Source organism: Streptomyces sp. NPDC007088 (assembly GCF_042869355.1).
Taxonomy (GTDB): domain Bacteria; phylum Actinomycetota; class Actinomycetes; order Streptomycetales; family Streptomycetaceae; genus Streptomyces.
Genome location: NZ_JBIAFO010000001.1, coordinates 572,303 through 589,261, shown reverse-complemented (window position 1 = coordinate 589,261; position 16,959 = coordinate 572,303). Strand labels below are relative to the sequence as shown.

15 protein-coding genes are annotated in these 16,959 nt (G+C 72.6%); 6 read left to right on the top strand and 9 right to left on the bottom strand.

Annotation, left to right across the window (positions count from 1 at the left end):
• The first annotated feature begins 62 nt into the window (after positions 1–62).
• Entirely contained in the window at positions 63–887 is an 825-nt protein-coding gene (locus ACFYMP_RS02605) for an EI24 domain-containing protein (RefSeq protein WP_388849228.1), read from the top strand.
• 55 nt (positions 888–942) lie between these two features.
• Here the strand turns inward: ACFYMP_RS02605 and ACFYMP_RS02600 are convergent, their stop codons facing one another.
• Positions 943–1,518, bottom strand: coding sequence for a TetR/AcrR family transcriptional regulator (locus tag ACFYMP_RS02600; protein WP_388849225.1), 576 nt, complete (start codon positions 1,516–1,518; stop codon positions 943–945).
• A 262-nt stretch (positions 1,519–1,780) separates the two neighbouring features.
• Between ACFYMP_RS02600 and ACFYMP_RS02595 the strand changes: the two genes are divergently transcribed.
• On the top strand, positions 1,781–4,303 hold the full coding sequence (locus tag ACFYMP_RS02595) for a glycoside hydrolase family 3 C-terminal domain-containing protein (protein ID WP_388849222.1): 2,523 nt from the start codon (positions 1,781–1,783) through the stop codon (positions 4,301–4,303).
• 90 nt (positions 4,304–4,393) lie between these two features.
• Here the strand turns inward: ACFYMP_RS02595 and ACFYMP_RS02590 are convergent, their stop codons facing one another.
• Positions 4,394–5,314: an SGNH/GDSL hydrolase family protein gene (locus tag ACFYMP_RS02590; RefSeq protein ID WP_388849219.1), complete on the bottom strand. Its 921-nt coding sequence runs from the start codon at positions 5,312–5,314 to the stop codon at positions 4,394–4,396.
• Between the two features lie 316 nt (positions 5,315–5,630).
• Here ACFYMP_RS02590 and ACFYMP_RS02585 point away from each other — a divergent pair, with 316 nt between their 5' ends.
• Complete coding sequence (locus ACFYMP_RS02585; RefSeq protein ID WP_388849216.1) at positions 5,631–6,125, top strand: DUF3145 domain-containing protein; 495 nt, start codon at positions 5,631–5,633, stop codon at positions 6,123–6,125.
• Between the two features lie 81 nt (positions 6,126–6,206).
• Here ACFYMP_RS02585 and fabF read toward each other — a convergent pair whose 3' ends face one another.
• The 5 genes from fabF to ACFYMP_RS02560 form a co-directional block, all read right to left on the bottom strand.
• Complete coding sequence (gene fabF / locus ACFYMP_RS02580; protein WP_388849213.1) at positions 6,207–7,475, bottom strand: beta-ketoacyl-ACP synthase II; 1,269 nt, start codon at positions 7,473–7,475, stop codon at positions 6,207–6,209.
• 177 nt (positions 7,476–7,652) lie between these two features.
• Positions 7,653–7,901, bottom strand: a complete 249-nt coding sequence (locus ACFYMP_RS02575) for an acyl carrier protein (protein ID WP_388849210.1) — start codon at positions 7,899–7,901, stop codon at positions 7,653–7,655.
• 118 nt (positions 7,902–8,019) lie between these two features.
• A complete protein-coding gene (locus tag ACFYMP_RS02570; protein ID WP_388849207.1) occupies positions 8,020–9,021 on the bottom strand; it encodes a ketoacyl-ACP synthase III in 1,002 nt (333 codons plus the stop codon).
• Between the two features lie 29 nt (positions 9,022–9,050).
• Positions 9,051–10,040, bottom strand: coding sequence for an ACP S-malonyltransferase (locus tag ACFYMP_RS02565; RefSeq protein WP_388849591.1), 990 nt, complete (start codon positions 10,038–10,040; stop codon positions 9,051–9,053).
• An 89-nt stretch (positions 10,041–10,129) separates the two neighbouring features.
• Positions 10,130–11,329 carry a PucR family transcriptional regulator gene (locus ACFYMP_RS02560; protein ID WP_388849205.1) on the bottom strand — a complete coding sequence of 400 codons (1,200 nt, stop codon included), beginning with the start codon at positions 11,327–11,329 and terminating at the stop codon, positions 10,130–10,132.
• A 494-nt stretch (positions 11,330–11,823) separates the two neighbouring features.
• On the opposite strand from ACFYMP_RS02560, the gene ACFYMP_RS02555 reads away from it, so the two are divergent.
• Positions 11,824–12,564 carry a pirin family protein gene (locus ACFYMP_RS02555; protein ID WP_388849588.1) on the top strand — a complete coding sequence of 247 codons (741 nt, stop codon included), beginning with the start codon at positions 11,824–11,826 and terminating at the stop codon, positions 12,562–12,564.
• A 171-nt stretch (positions 12,565–12,735) separates the two neighbouring features.
• Here the strand turns inward: ACFYMP_RS02555 and ACFYMP_RS02550 are convergent, their stop codons facing one another.
• Positions 12,736–13,557: a serine hydrolase domain-containing protein gene (locus ACFYMP_RS02550; protein WP_388849203.1), complete on the bottom strand. Its 822-nt coding sequence runs from the start codon at positions 13,555–13,557 to the stop codon at positions 12,736–12,738.
• A 551-nt stretch (positions 13,558–14,108) separates the two neighbouring features.
• On the opposite strand from ACFYMP_RS02550, the gene ACFYMP_RS02545 reads away from it, so the two are divergent.
• Together ACFYMP_RS02545 and ACFYMP_RS02540 are read left to right on the top strand one after the other, a co-directional pair.
• A complete protein-coding gene (locus ACFYMP_RS02545; RefSeq protein WP_388849584.1) occupies positions 14,109–14,549 on the top strand; it encodes a MerR family transcriptional regulator in 441 nt (146 codons plus the stop codon).
• Between the two features lie 3 nt (positions 14,550–14,552).
• A complete protein-coding gene (locus ACFYMP_RS02540; protein ID WP_388849200.1) occupies positions 14,553–15,590 on the top strand; it encodes an aldo/keto reductase in 1,038 nt (345 codons plus the stop codon).
• A gap of 565 nt (positions 15,591–16,155) precedes the next feature.
• Here ACFYMP_RS02540 and ACFYMP_RS02535 read toward each other — a convergent pair.
• A complete protein-coding gene (locus ACFYMP_RS02535; protein WP_388849197.1) occupies positions 16,156–16,845 on the bottom strand; it encodes a response regulator in 690 nt (229 codons plus the stop codon).
• Positions 16,846–16,959: the final 114 nt, after the last annotated feature.

Here is a 16,959-nt window from a genome sequence, read left to right as displayed (position 1 = left end):
CGCCCGGAGGGCTCGGCCCGCGACCGGTGCGGGGCCGGGCGCGCCGCCGCTAAAGTCCTCCCATGCGTGATCTCGCTACCGGATTCGGTTACTTGTTGCAGGGCCAGCGCTGGGTCGGACGCCACGGAAAGCGCTTCGGCCTCGGCCTGCTGCCCGGCCTGATCACCTTCGTGCTCTACGCCGTCGCCCTCGTCGCCCTGGCCCTGTGGGGTGTGGATCTGGTCGGCTGGGCCACGCCGTTCGCCGACGACTGGTCCTCGCCCTGGCAGTCCCTCTTCCGCGACGCCCTCACCGTCGTCCTGTTCGCGCTCGGGCTGCTTCTGTCCGTCGTCACCTTCACCGCCGTGACCCTGCTGATCGGACAGCCCTTCTACGACGCCCTGTCCGAGGACGTCGACCGCGACGTGGCCGGTCACGCACCCGAGTCCGGGCTGTCCATGGGGCGCGAGCTGTGGATCAGCGCCCGGGACGGCCTGCGCGTCCTCGTGCGCGCCGGCGTCTGGGGCGTCCTGCTGTTCGCCCTCGGCTTCCTGCCGTTCGTCGGGCAGACCGTCGTCCCCGTCATCGGCTTCGGCGTCACCGGCTTCTTCCTCGCCGAGGAACTGACCTCGATCGCCCTCGCCCGGCGCCGCGTCGACCTGCGCGGGCGCCTCGCCCTGCTGCGCGCCCGCCGCACCCTCGCCTGGGGTTTCGGCGTACCGCTCGGCCTCGCCTTCCTCGTCCCCTTCGTCGCGGTGTTCCTCATGCCGGGCGCCGTCGCGGGCGCCACCCTGCTGGCCAGGGACCTGCTCCACGAGGACGCCGGCGGGAACGAGGAGCGACCCCGCCGCACGGCGGGCGAGGGGACGTCCGCCCCGTACGGCACGACGGCCGGCCCCACGCGGTGAACCGGACGGGCGGCGCCGTGTGAGAGCCCGGTGGCGCACCGCGCCACCGGGCTCCTCAGGTCTCCGCGGCGGGCGCCTGGGCCCCCTCCAGCAGGAAGAGGAGATCGCGGAAGGCGTCGGCCATGTCCACCGCCTCGGGGTCAAGCAGCCACTGGTACTGGAGCCCGTCCATCACCGCGACCATCAGCACGGCGGCCCGCTCCGGCGTCAGCCCGCTCGGCAGCCGCTCCCCGTAGGCCCCGCGCAGCACCGAGGCCATGTCGCCGCGCACCGCGACGTACCTGCGGGTGAAGAAGTCCCTGGCCGGATGGGCGTCGGTGACGCTCTCGCCGAGCAGCGCGCTGAAGGTCTGCACGATCCCCGGCCGCATCGCGTTGTACTCCACGAGCGAGGACAGCAGGTCCAGACGCCAGGCGCCGCTCGGCAGGGCGTCCCACTGGTCCCGCTCGGCGAGCACCGCGACGAGCAGCGCCTCCTTCGTGGGGAAGTGGTGCAGCAGCCCCTGCTGCGTCAGCCCCACCCGCTCCGCGACCGCGCCGAGCGTCGCGCCCCGGTACCCCTTCTCGGCGATGACCTCCAAGGTCGCCCGGAGGATCTCCGCGCGCCGCCCCTCGCTCCTGGCCCTGCCCATGCGCTGTGCTTCCCCTTCTCCACGGACCCCCGCCCCCGCACGGACGTCCCCCGCCACGCCGAACCCAGCATGACGCCCCGCGCGCCACCTCGGGCGCCCGCCACCGGAATCGTGCACCACCGGAAACGTACAACCCCTCAGGTAACGCGAAGGTTACGATACCTACCGCTCTACAGGCTTCCGGGTGCAAGATATGTCCGACCCGTTTCCTGGGGAGCCGCTCCACACGGACCCCGGCAGGCAGCGACACGAGGAGTAGGCCGTGACAGGCTCACCCAGCACCCCCGAGAGGCCGCACGCCCCGGGACGAGGGATCACCGCCGGGCAGCAGGCGGACCACGAGGCCGCCGTGGAGGCGGCGCTCGGCAAACTCGACCTCGACACCAAGACGCGACTGCTCGCCGGACAGGACTTCTGGTCCCTGCCCGCGCTCCCCGAGATCGGCCTCGACTCCCTGGTCATGTCGGACGGCCCGATCGGCGTCCGCGGAGTGCGCTCCACCGCCGACGACCCCTCGATCGCCCTGCCCTCACCGACCGCGCTCTCCGCGACCTGGGACCCGGACCTCGCCCACCGCGCCGGACAGCTGCTCGCCCAGGAGGCACGCCGCAAGGGCGTGCACGTCCTGCTCGCGCCCACCGTCAACCTGCACCGCTCACCGCTGGGCGGCCGGCACTTCGAGACCTACAGCGAGGACCCGTACCTCACCGGGGCGATCGGCACCGGTTACGTCCGGGGCGTGCAGTCCGGCGGGGTCGGCACCACCGTCAAGCACTTCGTGGGCAACGACGCGGAGACCGACCGCTTCACCGTCGACAACCGCATCGCCCCGCGCCCCCTGCGCGAGCTGTACCTCGCCCCCTTCGAGACGATCGTCAAGAACGCCCACCCCTGGGGCATCATGACCGCCTACAACACGGTCAACGGCACCTCCATGACCGAGCACCGCTACCTCGTCAACGAGGTGCTGCGCGGGGAATGGCGCTTCGACGGGATCAACGTCTCCGACTGGACCGCCGCCCGCTCCACCGTCGGCGACGCGCTCGGCGGACTCGACCTCGCGATGCCCGGACCCCGGACCGTCTACGGGGAGAACCTGGCCGCCGCCGTCCGCGCGGGCCAGGTCGACGAGCCGGTCGTCGACGAGGCCGTGCGCCGCGTCCTGCTGCTCGCGGCCCGCACCGGCGTCCTCACGACCACCGAGCCGGTCGTCCCCGCCGAAGCGCTGCCCGCACCCGTCGACGGGGACGCGCTCGCCCGCGAGATCGCCACCCGCTCCTTCGTCCTCCTCCGCAACGAGGGCGGCGTCCTGCCCCTCGACCCGGCCGGCCCCCGGATCGCGCTCAGCGGCGCCGCCGCCCGGGACGCCCGGGTGCTCGGCGGTGGCTCCGCGACCGTCTACCCCGACCACGTCGTCTCCCCGCTCGACGGGCTGAGCGCCGCGCTGCCCGAGGGCGCCCTGTCGTACGAACTCGGCGCCGACCCGGCCAACGAGCTGGACGTCGCGGGCAAGGGCTTCGACCTGCGGGCGGTCTGCCGCGACGCGGACGGCGAGACCCTCGCGAGCGTGCCGCTGCCCTCCGGGCACATCCAGTGGATGGGCAACGACCTGCCCGAGGGCGTCAGCTACGAGAACGTCCACACCATCGAGGTCACCGGCACCTTCACCCCGCGCGAGAGCGGCACCCACGCCTTCGGCACCCGGGGCGTGGGAGGCTTCCGCCTCACCGTCGACGGGAAGTCGCTCTACACCGGCGAGGTGCGGCTCGGCGACGCCGCGGACCCCTTCGAGGCGTTCTTCGGGAAGCCCACGGAACGCGGCCGTCTCGACCTCACCGAGGGCGAGAGCGTCGAGCTGAGCCTCCTGCACACCGTCGCCAAGCCCGAGGGGCTGCCGATCCAGGCGATCGTCTTCACGCTGCTGCACCAGGACCCCGAACACGACGCCGACGAACTGATCGCCCGCGCCGTCGAGGCCGCCCGCGCCGCCGACACCGCCGTCGTGGTCGTCGCGACCACCGAACGCGTCGAGTCCGAGGGCTTCGACCGCCGCGACCTGAACCTGCCCGGACGCCAGAACGACTTGGTGCGGGCCGTCGCCGCCGTCAACCCGCGCACCGTCGTCGTGGTCAACGCCGGCTCCCCGGTCGAACTGCCCTGGCGCGAGGAGGTCGCCGCCGTCCTGCTCAGCTGGTTCCCCGGACAGGAGGGCGGGGCCGCGCTCGCGGACGTCCTGCTCGGCGCCGCCGAACCCGGCGGCCGGCTCCCCACGACCTGGCCGAAGACCCTCGCCGACGCCCCCGTCACCCGTACCGCCCCCACCGACGGGAAGCTGGAGTACGAGGAGGGCGTCTTCATCGGCTACCGCGCCTGGGAGAAGGCCGGGGCCACCCCCGCCTACCCTTTCGGCCACGGCCTCGGCTACACCGACTGGACGTACGAGTCGCTCACCGTCGAACCCGCCGGGGACGGCCTGACCGTCACCGTACGGGTCCGCAACCGGGGCGAGCGCACCGGCCGCGAGACCGTCCAGGTCTACCTCGCGCCCACCGACCCCGTGCCGGACGCCGGGCGCAGCGAGCGGCCCGCGCGCTGGCTGGCCGGCTTCGCGGGGGTCGAGGCCGCCGCGGGCACGAGCGCGGAGGCCGTCATCCACATCGCCCGGCGCGCCTTCCAGATCTGGGACGAGGAGGCCGGCGACTGGACGGCCGTCCCCGGACCGTACGCCGTCGAGGCCGGCCGTTCCGTCCTCGACCTGAGGGTCAGCGCGGCCACCGAGATCTGAACCCCCGCGGGCACACGAACCGACGGCTCCCCGGGGCGGACCCCTGACATCCGCCCCGGGGAGCCGTCCTACCCGCGCGAGGGGCCCCGCTCAGTCCTGGCCGGGCGCCTTGCGCGCGGTCACCACGCGGTAGGCGATCTCCGCGAGCTTCGACTGCCCGTCCCGGCTCGGATGGAACCAGTCCCACTGGCTGAGCTGGCTGCCCCCGAAGCGGTACGCGAAGACCTCCCCGTCGTCGTAGCGGCACATCCGCTCCCGCGCGCACACCTCCCGCAGCGCCTCGTTGTACGCCACGACCCGCTTCTGCACCGCGTCCCTGCGCTCCGTCGCCGCGCTGTCCACCGCGTCCGGCGCGCTCAGCATCGACGCGCAGATCCCGAGCTTCCAGACCTCCTTGCCGAGCGGATTGGAGCGCCCCTCCGACCACAGCCGCTTCAGGTCCGGCACGCTCGACACGTACACCTGCGACGCCGGAGACTTCTCGCGCAGCGTCCGCAACGCCGTCTCCACCTGGGCGCGGTACTCGTCGACCGGGGTCATCGAGTCCACCGAGGGCCGGCACGCGTCGTTCGCGCCCATCAGGACCGTCACCAGCGCGGGACGGTGCCGCGCCGCCTTCTCCATCTGCGCGGACAGCTCGGCGGCCCGGGAACCGCTGCGCGCGAAGTTCCAGCTGTGCCCCTTCACGCCCCCCGCCCCCAGCAGCCGCTGCGCGAGCGAATGGACCTGCGGATCGGTCCCCGTGGACCACGAGACCTCCGGACAGTCCTGGAGGACGGAACAGGCGTCGAAGCCCCGGGTGATCGAGTCCCCGACCGCCGCGACCGAGGACGGACTGCGGTCCCAGCCCGTGTCCGGCGTACTGGTCGCCGGCTGCCCGGGGGAACCCGTGCTGCCCGGACCACCGGAACACGCGGGGACCACCCCGAGCAGGACGGCGGCCCCGGCGGCCGTCAGCGCCCGCACGACCCTGCGCCCCGGCGCACGGAAGCCCGGACTCCACCTACGCATCCCTGGCCCCTTCCCACAACCCCCGGCACGGGGCGTACGCCCGGCGCCCCCGAGGGCGCCCTGCCGGGTGAAAGCTTGGTGATTACCACCCCCGGGACCGACGGTACGTCACACCGCTGTCGTTCCCGCACGGTAGCTTTGCCCGAGGCGGCGCAGTTCACCGCCACAGCCGGGCGACACGACGGCCGCACCTACCCGGTGGCGTACCGCTGTGTAAGGTCGGCTAAATTACATCACGTCACATCTGTCCCATTTGGGAAAATTGCTCGGCACGGGCGCGAGGACCCTGGCACCTCGTCCCACACTGGAGGTACCGGTGACGACACGTGGAGTCCTGTACGTGCACTCCGCACCGCGCGCGCTGTGCCCGCACGTCGAATGGGCAGTAGCGAACGTGCTCGGCGTGCGGGTGAACCTGGACTGGATCAGGCAGCCCGCCGCACCCGGGACCTGGAGATCCGAGTTCTCCTGGCAGGGCGAGCCCGGCACGGCCTCCAAACTCGCCTCCGCGCTGCGCGGCTGGCAGCTCCTGCGCTTCGAGGTCACCTCCGAGCCGTCCCCCGGCACCGAGGGCGAGCGCTACAGCGCCACCCCCGAACTCGGCATCTTCCACGCCGTCACCGGCATCCACGGCGACATCCTGATCCCCGAGGACCGGCTGCGCGCCGCCCTCAGCCGCGCCCAGGCCGGCGAGAGCGGCCTGGAGGCCGAGCTGAGCCGCCTGCTCGGCAAGCCCTGGGACGACGAGCTGGAACCCTTCCGGTACGCCGGTGAGGGCGCCCCCGTGCGCTGGCTGCACCAAGTCGTCTGAGCGGCCGGGCCCGCCCCCGTACGACAGCGACGACAGAGCCCCCCGCCGTCCGGCGGGGGGCTCTGTCGTGGAAGTGCGAACTCAGACGGAGCGGAAGGCCAGCACCACGTTGTGGCCGCCGAAGCCGAAGGAGTCGTTGAGCGCCACGACCGGACGCCCCCCGGGCAGCTCGCGCGGCTCGTCGCGGATGACGTCCGCCGATCCGACCTCGGGGTCCAGCTCCGTGATGTTGATCGTCGGCGGGGCCAGCCGGTTCTTCACCGCGAGGACCGTCGCGACGGACTCGATCCCGCCCGCGCCGCCCAGCAGGTGGCCGGTCATGGACTTCGTCGAGGAGATCGCGATGTGGTCCAGCTCCGAGCCGAGCACCTTCTGGAGCGCCTTGATCTCGCCCACGTCGCCCTGCGGCGTCGAGGTGGCGTGCGCGTTGGCGTACACGATCTCGGCCGGGTCGAGACCCGTGTTGGCCAGCAGGTTCTCCAGGGCGTGCGCGATGCCCTCACCGGAGGGCTCGGGCGCGGTGATGTGGTGGCTGTCGGCCGAGATGCCCTGGCCCAGCGCCTCCGCGTACACGGTGGCGCCGCGCGCGGCGGCGTGCTCGGCGGACTCCAGCACGACGACCCCGGCGCCCTCGCCGAGCACGAAACCGTTACGGGCCGTGTCGAAGGGGCGGGAGGCGCCCTGCGGGTCCTCGTTGTTCTTGGACATCGCCATCATGTTGGCGAACGCGGCGATCGGCAGCGGGTGGATCGCCGCCTCCGTGCCACCCGCGACGACCACGTCGGCGCGGCCGGTGCGGATCATCTCGATCGCGTAGCCGATGGCCTCGGCGCCCGAGGCGCAGGCCGACACCGGGGTGTGCACACCGGCGCGGGCGTTGACCTGGAGGCCCACGTTGGCCGCGGGGCCGTTCGGCATGAGCATCGGCACGGTGTGCGGGGAGACGCGGCGGACGCCCTTCTCCCGCAGCACGTCGTACTGGTCCAGCAGGGTCGTCACGCCACCGATGCCGGAGGCGATCACGGCGCCGAGCCGGTCGGGGTCCACGGAGGCGTCCTCACCGGCCTTCGCGGTGAAGCCGGCGTCCTCCCACGCCTGGGCGGCGGCGATCAGCGCGAACTGCGCGGACCGGTCCAGCTTCCTGGCCTGCGGCCGGGGCAGGACCTCGCCGGGCTCGACGGCGACCCGTGCGGCGATACGCACGGGCAGCTGCTCGGCCCAGTCCTCGGTGAGGAGGCGGACTCCGGAACGGCCGGAGATCAGACCTTCCCAGGTGGACGCTACGTCGCCACCCAGCGGTGTGGTTGCGCCGATACCGGTGACGACCACGGTGCGATTGGTCGGGCTCACAGGAATTCTTTCTCCACGGGATACGAGGGATTCAACGGCGCCACCGCCGGGTGGCGGTAGTCACGCGTGCGGGGACCGGTGCGGCACTGTCGTGCCGTACCCGCCCTGGCCCACAGCGGGGCCGGGCTCCGGGGCGGACCGCCTGCCGTACGGAGGCAGCCGTCCCGGGGCGCCGGTTCAGCTCTGGTGCTTGAGGATGTACTCGGTCGCGTCGCCGACCGTCTTGAGGTTCTTGACGTCGTCGTCCGGAATCTTCACGTCGAAGCGCTCCTCGGCGGCGACGACGACCTCGACCATGGACAGCGAGTCGACGTCCAGGTCGTCGGTGAAGGACTTGTCCAGCTTGACGTCCTCGACCGGGATACCGGCGATCTCGTTCACGATCTCGGCGAGACCGGTGACGATCTCTTCCTGAGTGGCGGCCATGTTGGCGCTCCTTCGTTGATGTTCCAGAGGTGTGGCGGGCCCGGTGTCCGCGCTGCCCGCCCGGTCCCGCCCCGAGAGGCTGACCGGCGCGGATTCACGGAATCACCGGAGAGTGTGCCTAGGGGAGGGTAACGACCGTCGCGGCGTACACGAGACCCGCCCCGAAGCCGATGACGAGCGCGGTGTCGCCGCTCTTCGCCTTCCCGGTCGCCAGGAGCCGCTCCATCGCGAGCGGGATCGAGGCGGCCGAGGTGTTGCCGGTGGTCTCGATGTCACGCGCGACCGTGACGTGCTCCGGCAGCTTGAGAGTCTTCACCATCGAGTCGATGATCCGCATGTTGGCCTGGTGCGGGATGAAGACGTCCAGGTCGTCCGGGCTGATCCCGGCCGCGTCCAGCGCCTGCTGGGCGACCTTGGCCATCTCGAACACGGCCCAGCGGAACACCGCCTGGCCCTCCTGCGTAATGGCGGGGAAGCGCTCGACCACGCCGTCACGGTAGTCGGTCCAGGGCACGGTCTGCTTGATCGTCTCGGACTTGTCGCCCTCCGACCCCCAGACGGTCGGACCTATCGCGGGTTCCCGCGAGGGGCCCACGACCACGGCGCCCGCCCCGTCACCGAACAGGAAGGCCGTCGCGCGGTCCTCCAGGTCGGTCAGATCGGAGAGCCGCTCCACGCCGATGACCAGCACGTACTCGGCGCTGCCCTCGACGATCATGCCCTTGGCGAGGGTCAGCCCGTAGCCGAATCCGGCGCAGCCAGCCGAGATGTCGAAGGCGGCCGGCCGGCCCGCGCCGATCTTGTCCGCGATCTCGGTCGCCACGGCGGGGGTCTGCTTGAAGTGCGAGACGGTCGACACGACGACCGCGCCGATCTGCCCGGGGTCTATCCCCGCGTCCGCGATCGCCTTCCCGGAAGCCTCGACGGACATCGCCGTCACGGTCTCCTCGGCGTTCGCCCAGTGGCGGCTCGCGATACCCGAGCGGGAACGAATCCACTCGTCGGAGGAGTCGATCGTCTCCAGGATGACCTCGTTGGGGACGACCCGGGTGGGGCGGTAGCCACCGACGCCGAGGATGCGCGCGTACGGTGCACCCTTGGCGGGCTTGATCTTCGACATGCTCTCGGGGCTCCTTGTCGTCCGGCCTGTCACGCCGTGGTCGAGTGCTCGGCGGCGAGGGCGCGCGCGGCCTCAAGATCCTCGGGGGTCTTGAGGGCGAGCGTCTTCACGCCGGGCAGGGCACGCTTGGCGAGACCCGTCAGGGTGCCACCGGGGCACACCTCGACGAGAGCGGTCGCACCGAGCTCCTTGAAGGTCTCCATGCACAGGTCCCAGCGGACCGGGTTGGCCACCTGGCCGACCAGCCGGGACAGTACCTCGGCGCCGGAGTCGACCGGAGCGCCGTCCTTGTTCGACACGTAGGTGAGCGCGGGATCCGCCGGGGCCAGCTCCACGGCCGCCGCGGCGAGGCTCTCCACGGCCGGAGCCATGTGCTCGGTGTGGAAGGCGCCGGCGACCTTGAGGGGGACGACCCGACGCACGCCCTCCGGCTTGTCCTCGACCAGCCGCGCGATCTGCTCGGCGGTGCCCGCCGCCACGATCTGCCCGGCGCCGTTGACGTTGGCGGGGGTCAGCCCGAGCTTCTCCAGGTGCGGGAGAACCGCCTCCGGCTCGCCGCCCAGGAGCGCCGCCATGCCGGTCTCCCGGATCGCGGCGGCCTCGGCCATCGCGAGACCGCGGCGGCGCACCAGGCGCAGCACCGCCGTCTCGTCCAGGACGCCGGCGAAGGCGGCGGCAGTCAGCTCGCCGACGCTGTGACCCGCCACGGCCCCGGGACGCAGAGCGCCCAGCGGCGTGCTCCGGCCCGCGGCGTGCGCCTCATCTGCCTCGTGCGTCTCGGGGGAGAGGGTCCCGGCGAGTGCGGCGGCGGACAGCAGACCGGCCGCGACCAGCAGCGGCTGCGCGACGGCCGTGTCACGGATCGCGTCCGCGTCGGCCTCGGTGCCGAAGTGGACGAGGTCGAGGCCGATGGCCTCGGACCAGGCCGCGACGCGTTCGGCGGCGCCGGGCAGTTCGAGCCAGGGAGTCAGGAAGCCGGGCGTCTGAGCGCCTTGGCCGGGAGCGACGAGTACGAGCACTCTCACACTCTCTCTTGTGGACGGCCGGAATCACCCGTGGGGACAGGGACGAAGAACCGTCAGGGGAATTGTAGTGGTCCTACAAAAGCCTAGGACTGGGAATCCGCATCGGCCAAGCGCCCCAGGATGAGCGCGATCCGCAGGGTGAAGGCGGATCGTACATCGGACGGGGACCAGCCGGTGACGTCAGTCACACGTCGGAGCCGGTAGCGCACGGTGTTGGGGTGCACAAACAGCATCCGTGCGGCCCCCTCCAGACTGCTCGCCTGTTCCAGATACACGCTCAGCGTCTCCAGCAGCGCCGAACCGGCCTCCTGAAGCGGTCTGTAGATCTCCTCCACCAACTGTTCGCGGGCCGCGGGGTCCGAGGCCATCGCCCGCTCGGGCAGCAGATCATCCGCGAGGGCCGGCCTCGGGGCGTCCTGCCAGGCGGCGGACGCCCGCAGCCCCGCCGCGGCGGCCTGCGCGGAGCGGGTCGCCGCCAGCAGGTCGGGCACCACGGGGCCGGCCACCACGGGACCCGCCGCGTACGGGCCGATCACGGACTTCGCGACGTTCAGCGGGTTGTCGCTGCCTCCGGCGATCACCACGAGCCGGCTGCCCAGCACCCCGGTGAGGACCTGCAGCTTCGCGTGCCGGGCGGCGCGCCGGATGGCCTCGACCGTCAGTTCGCTGTCCCCGTCGGGCGCGGTGCCCAGGATCACGCACACGTGCTCGGGGGAGCTCCAGCCGAGCGCCGCCGCCCGCGACACGGCTCCCTCGTCCGCCTCCCCGGAGAGCACCGCGTTGACGACCAGCGACTCCAGCCGGGCGTCCCACGCGCCGCGCGCCTCGGCGGCCTGCGCGTACACCTGCGCGGTGGCGAAGGCGATCTCGCGCGCGTAGACGAGCAGCGCCTCGCGCAGCACCGACTCGTCGCCCGGCGCCGCGACCTCCTCGATCGCCGACTCCATGACCTCGATGGTCGTCCGCACCATCTCGACGGTCTGCCGCAGCGTGATCGCCCGGGTCAGCTCGCGCGGCGCCGTCCCGAACACGTCCGTCGAGATCGCCTGCGGGGCCTCGGGCCGCCGGAACCACTCGGTGAACGCGGCGATACCGGCCTGCGCGACCAGGCCGATCCACGAACGGTTCTCCGGAGGCATCGCCCGGTACCACGGCAGCGTCTCGTCCATGCGCTGGATCGCACGGGCGGCGAGCCGCCCGGAGGACTGCTCCAGCCGCTTGAGGGTCGCGGAATGCGCGTGGGACTCGGGCACTGCGGGATACGCGGATTCGGGTTCGGGCACGGGACAAGACTGCCTCATCACGGCCCGCGTGTGGGCGCGGGGCCCAGCCGCGGGTCCCCGCGCCCATCGACGGGGGCCGAGGGCACGGCCGGATCAACTCGTGACGAGACAGAGAAGGTCAGAGCCGGGTCGGAGGCGTGCGGAGCCGCGTGGGAGGCGTGCGGAGCCGGGTGGGAGACGTGCCGACCTCGGGTGCGTGCCGACCGCGGGTGCGTGCGGGGCTCGGGTCGGCCACAGGTGCGGACAGGGATCGGGCGGGGTGGGGGTGGATGTGGTGGCTGGTTGGGCGGCTGGGTGTGTGGGGGATGGACTCGGGGTGGGTTCGGTTGTGTCTGGGTGGGCGTGATGCGTCGGCGGGTGGGGGGTGGCGCCTTGGCGGGTGGGGGCGCGTGGGTGGGTCCGGCTGTGTCCGGGTGGGGGTGGTGCGTAGGCGGGCGGGGGTGGCTCGCGGTGGGCAGGGCTCGGGGACGGTCACGGCTACCGTGGCAACCGTGATCGACGTACGCCGCGCAGTGGACCGCTACCGGGGAGGGGACCCGGAGGCCGGGATCGCCTCCCTGCACTCCTTCTCCTTCGGGCCGCACTACGACCCCGACAACCTCCGCTTCGGCCCGCTCCTCGCGTGCAATGAGGAGCGGCTGGCGCCGGGTGCCGGGTTCGCCGAACACCCCCACAGCCACACCGAGATCATCACCTGGGTCCTTTCCGGGGAGCTGACCCATCGCGATTCGGCGGGCCACACGTCCGTCGTCCGGCCCGGCGATCTCCAGCATCTGAGCGCCGCCGACGGCGTCCGGCACGTCGAACGCAACGACGGCCCGCAACCGCTGGTCTTCCTGCAGATGTGGCTGGCCCCGTCCGGCACCGGCGGACAGCCCCGCTATCAGGTCCTCCGCTCGGTCGCCGACGCGACCCCGTACGCGCTCCCCGAGTCGGGCGCCCTCCTGTGGGTACGGCGCCCGGCGGCCGGAGAACGCGTGGCCCTGCCCGCCGCGCCCCGCACCTACCTCCACGTCGTCCGCGGCGAACTCTCGCTCGATCGCGGCGGCGACCGCTCCGGCGACGACGGCTCCGGCGACGACCGCTCCGGCGACGACGGCTCCGATGCCGGTACGACGGTCCGCCTCGGCCCCGGTGACGCCGCACGGCTGACAGGGGAGCGCGCCGTCCGGGCCACGGCCGGCACCGATGCGGAAGTCCTCGTGTGGGAGTTCCAGGACGTGACCGGGGACTGACACGAGGGACCCAGCGGCGCGGCGGGCCGAGGGGGCCGTGTGGAGCGGGACCGAGCGGCTGCCTGGGCGCTTCGACGGCCGGCGAGAGACTGCCCGTGAGAGCCCCAGGCCGGGGGAGGGTGCCCGCGTGTGAGCCGAGTCCGGGGGGCCGGGGGCGCGCGAGCCGGAGGTTCAGCCGCGCAGCTCCGCGAGGACGGCGTCGGTGAACGGCGGCCACGCCTCCACCGCCCACGGCCCGAAGGCCCGGTCGGTGAGCGCCACGCAGGCCGCACCCGCGTCCGGGTCGACCCACAGGAAGGTGCCGGACTGGCCGAAGTGCCCGAAAGTCCTCGGCGAGGAATCGGCGCCCGTCCAGTGCGGGGACTTGCCGTCCCTGATCTCGAAGCCGAGCCCCCAGTCGTTGGGCTTCTGGTGCCCGTACCCCGGCAGGACACCCGAAAGCCCCGGGTGCACGACCGACATGGCCTCGGCGACGGTACGGGGATCGAGCAACCGGGGCGCTTGGAGTTCGGCCGCGAACCGCATCAGGTCGTCCACCGTCGACACGGCGTCCTTGGCGGGGGAGCGCTCACCCTCCAGCCGGGTCGCCCGCATCCCCAGCGGTTCCAGCACACCCTGGTGCAGGTACTCGGCGAAGGGGATGCCGGTGACCTTGGCGACGTGCTCCCCGAGCACCTCGAAACCCGCGTTCGAGTACAGCCGCCGCGTACCGGGGGCGCTTGTCGCACGGTGCTCGTCGAAGGCCAGCCCGCTTGTGTGGGCCAGCAGATGACGGACCGTGGCGCCCTCGGGCCCGGCCGGCTCGTCCAGCTCGACGGCGCCCTCCTCGAAGGCCAGGAGCACCGCGTAGGCGGCGAGCGGTTTGGTGACCGAGGCCAGCGCGAAGACGTGGTCCCCGGGGCCGTGCCGGCCCACGACGCTTCCGTCCGCACGGACCACGGCCGCCGCCGCGGTGGGGACCGGCCAGTTATCGATCGACGCCAGGCTCTGCATGCCGCCGAGTCTAAGCGCAGGCCGGGAGACCTCCGCGGGGCGCCCGATGCCTCCGCGGGCCGCCCGAAAGCCCGAAACCGCACGGGACCGAGTGCCGACCAGCCGCCCGCCGCCCACGCGGAGACGGATCGTAGCCGTCGATCGTGGGTACCGGCTGAGTCGTGTGGTTCCACGCGTCGCTTGCTTGGAGTGCGCTCCAAGGCTTTAGCGTGTGCAGCACGAGGGGTCGCCGGGCCGCCACCGCGCGGCCGACCCCCGTGCCGGGACCGCGCCGTCGGCCGTCGGCTGGGCACTGGACTCCCCCATCGAGAAGGAGTGAGGCGCGCATGACCGTCCTGCACACCGGCGCGACACGCCCGGCACCCCTGGACGACACCGAACCGGGCTGTACCGGTCCAGCCGCCACGGGCTCCGGCACCACCGATCCGGGCGATCCGCGTGATGCCGTCGCCGCCGGTGCCACTGGTGTCGGCGGAGCCGCCGCTCTCCTTCCGGGCTGTGGCGTGGATGCCGGCGTCAGCCCCGGTCCCGGTTCCGACGACGCCCCGGCCGTGGCGCTGAGCGGCAAGGACCTGAGCGCCACGAGGGCCGGTGGCTACCCCCGGCCGAACGGGGAGGACCGCTACACGATCAGCGAGGTCGTCGCCTTCACGGGACTGACCGCCCACACGCTGCGGTGGTACGAGCGGATCGGCCTCATGCGAGACATCACGCGCTCCCACACCGGGCAGCGCCGCTACACCAACCGTGATCTCGAATGGCTCTCGCTGGTCAACAAACTCCGGCTGACCGGTATGACGGTGGCCGACATGGTGCGCTACGCCGAGCTGGTCCGCGCGGGCTCCCACACCTTCGCCGAGCGCCACGCCCTGCTGAAGGAGACCCGCCGCGCCGTGCACGCCCGGATCGCCGAACTCCAGGACACCCTGGACGTACTCGACTACAAGATCAACTTCTATGCCGAGGCCGCGCCGGCCCCGGAAGGGAACTGAACCGTGAGCACTTCCGCCCCGCTCCCCACCGTTCGGCTCGGCTCCACCGGCCCCGAGGTCGGCGTCCAGGGCCTCGGCTGCATGGGCATGAGCTTCGCCTACGGGCCCACCGACGCCGGAGCGGCCCGCGCCACCCTGGACCGCGCCCTGGAACGCGGCGTCACCCTGTTCGACACCGCCGACGCCTACGCCAACGGGGAGAACGAGGAGTTCCTCGCGCCCTTCCTGAAGGCGCACCGCGACGAGGTGAGCATCGCCACCAAGTTCGCCCTCGGCATCGACCCGGCCGAGCCGACCCGGCGCACCATCAACAACGATCCGGCCTACATCCGGGCCTGCGTCGAGGGGAGCCTGCGCCGACTGGGTACCGAGGTCATCGACCTCTACTACATGCACCGCCGCGACCCGGCCGTCCCCATCGAGCAGACCGTTTCCGTCATGGCGGAACTCGTCCAGCAGGGCAAGGTCAGGCATCTCGGTCTGAGCGAGGTCACGGCCGAGGAACTCCGTGCCGCCCAGTCCGTCCACCCCATCGCCGCCGTCCAGTCCGAGTGGTCCGTCTTCAGCAGGGACATCGAAGCCGGTGTCGTGCCCGCCGCCGCGGAACTCGGCGTGGCGCTGGTGCCCTACTCGCCTCTGGGACGCGGTTTCCTCACCGGGGCCTTCGTCCAGGCCGAGAGCGAGCTGTCCGCCGACGACTTCCGGCAGCAGCAGCCCCGCTTCACCGGGGACAACGCCCGCGTCAACGCCGCCCTTCTCGCGCCGCTGCGGGACATCGCCGAGGCGCACGGAGCGAGCACGGGCCAGATCGCCCTGGCCTGGGTGCACCAGCAGGCGGAGCGGTACGGGCTCCCGGTCGTGCCCATTCCCGGGACCCGCAAGGCCGCCCGGGTCGACGAGAACACCGCGGCCGCCGCCATCCGTCTCAGCCCCGCGGAACTCGGGCTGCTCGAACCGCTCGCCGGGCAGGTCGCGGGCGACCGGTACGCCGACATGAGCTTCACCTCGGCCGGCCGCGAAGGAAGCGCGCGCCGCGGCTGAACCCCTGCCTGTGGAGTGGCAGCCCGCGCCCCGGGGTCTGAGACGGTCCCGTGGCGGGGGCTGCACCACGCGGCGGGCCCGTCCCGCCGACGGCTCCGCGCCGGCGCCGGGCCCGAGCGGATCGGGCAGGCCGGGCCGGCCGACGTATCGCATCCGCGGAAGCCGGTCGTCGTCGCGAGCCGCCCGCAACCGGTTCCGGGCTCGGGCTCGGGCGGCTCCGGCTGACGTCCCGGTCGGCTGATCGGTGCGCCCTGGCGTTCGCCGAGACCGCCCGCCGGCCCGCCACCCGGCCGGCGCCATCGCATCCGCCACGAGCGCGCGGGGCGCCAATGACCGCCCTGCCCTCCCGAGCCACCCGCCACGTACGTCTCCCTTGGACACGACCGTTCCTCCCGTCCGTTCTTCCCCGACGAGGAAAAGGTAGAGAGACGGTGCCCCTGAGGGCCTCACACCACGGAGCCAACTTGTCCCTCATACCCTGGTAGGGGGCGAAGGGGGGCGCTGTGGAGGGGAGACGGTGGGGGCCGACCGACAGCCCGATGGCGGACCGCGATGCCGCAGCGGCTCAACGGCGTTCGGAGTCACCCGGAGCGATCAGCCCGGACTCGTACGCGAAGATCACGGCCTGTGCGCGATCCCGGAGGCCGAGTTTGGCGAGGACCTTGCCGATGTGCGTCTTCACGGTCTGCTCGGCGAGCACCAGATGTTCGGCGATCTCCTGGTTCGACAGTCCACGAGCGATCAGTTCCAGCACCTCCGTCTCGCGAGGCGTGAGACCCCGCAACCGCTGGGCGGGCCGGTCCCTGCGGGCCGTGGGACGCTGCTTCACGAACTCCCCGATCAGTCGGCGCGTCACCGAAGGGGCCAGTAGCGCCTCACCGGAGGCCACCACCCGGACGGCGGCGATGAGATCAGCCGGGGGCGCGTCCTTCAGCAGGAAGCCGGAGGCGCCCGCGCGCAGCGCCTCGTAGACGTAGTCGTCGATGTCGAACGTCGTGAGCATCAGTACCTTCGGCACATGGGTCACGCCGGGCGGTGGGCCGAGCAACTCCCGGGCGGCCGCCAGCCCGTCGAGTTCCGGCATCCGTACGTCCATCAGCACCACGTCCGGACGCGTCGACCGGCTGACCGTCACGCCGGCCCGGCCGTCCGGTGCCTCACCCACCACGTCGATATCGCTCTGCGCCGCGAGCAGCGCGGCGAAACCCGCGCGGACCATGGCCTGGTCATCGACGATGATCACGCGGATCGTCATGCGGGACGCACCTCTTCGGCTCGTTCGTGTTCAGCTTCGTGCGGGCCCCCACACTGCCTGATGATCGTGCGGTCCCTGTCCTCCGTACGTGGAGGGGCCCTTCCGCCGCCCGCG

Excerpts from the sequence above, each read along its gene's own strand:
- ACFYMP_RS02575 (WP_388849210.1), bottom strand. The coding sequence starts at position 7,901 with ATGGCCGCCACTCAGGAAGAGATCGTCACCGGTCTCGCCGAGATCGTG.
- ACFYMP_RS02605 (WP_388849228.1), top strand. The coding sequence starts at position 63 with ATGCGTGATCTCGCTACCGGATTCGGTTACTTGTTGCAGGGCCAGCGC.
- ACFYMP_RS02550 (WP_388849203.1), bottom strand. The coding sequence starts at position 13,557 with ATGCAGAGCCTGGCGTCGATCGATAACTGGCCGGTCCCCACCGCGGCG.
- ACFYMP_RS02590 (WP_388849219.1), bottom strand. The coding sequence starts at position 5,314 with ATGCGTAGGTGGAGTCCGGGCTTCCGTGCGCCGGGGCGCAGGGTCGTG.
- ACFYMP_RS02600 (WP_388849225.1), bottom strand. The coding sequence starts at position 1,518 with ATGGGCAGGGCCAGGAGCGAGGGGCGGCGCGCGGAGATCCTCCGGGCG.
- ACFYMP_RS02535 (WP_388849197.1), bottom strand. The coding sequence starts at position 16,845 with ATGACGATCCGCGTGATCATCGTCGATGACCAGGCCATGGTCCGCGCG.
- ACFYMP_RS02570 (WP_388849207.1), bottom strand. The coding sequence starts at position 9,021 with ATGTCGAAGATCAAGCCCGCCAAGGGTGCACCGTACGCGCGCATCCTC.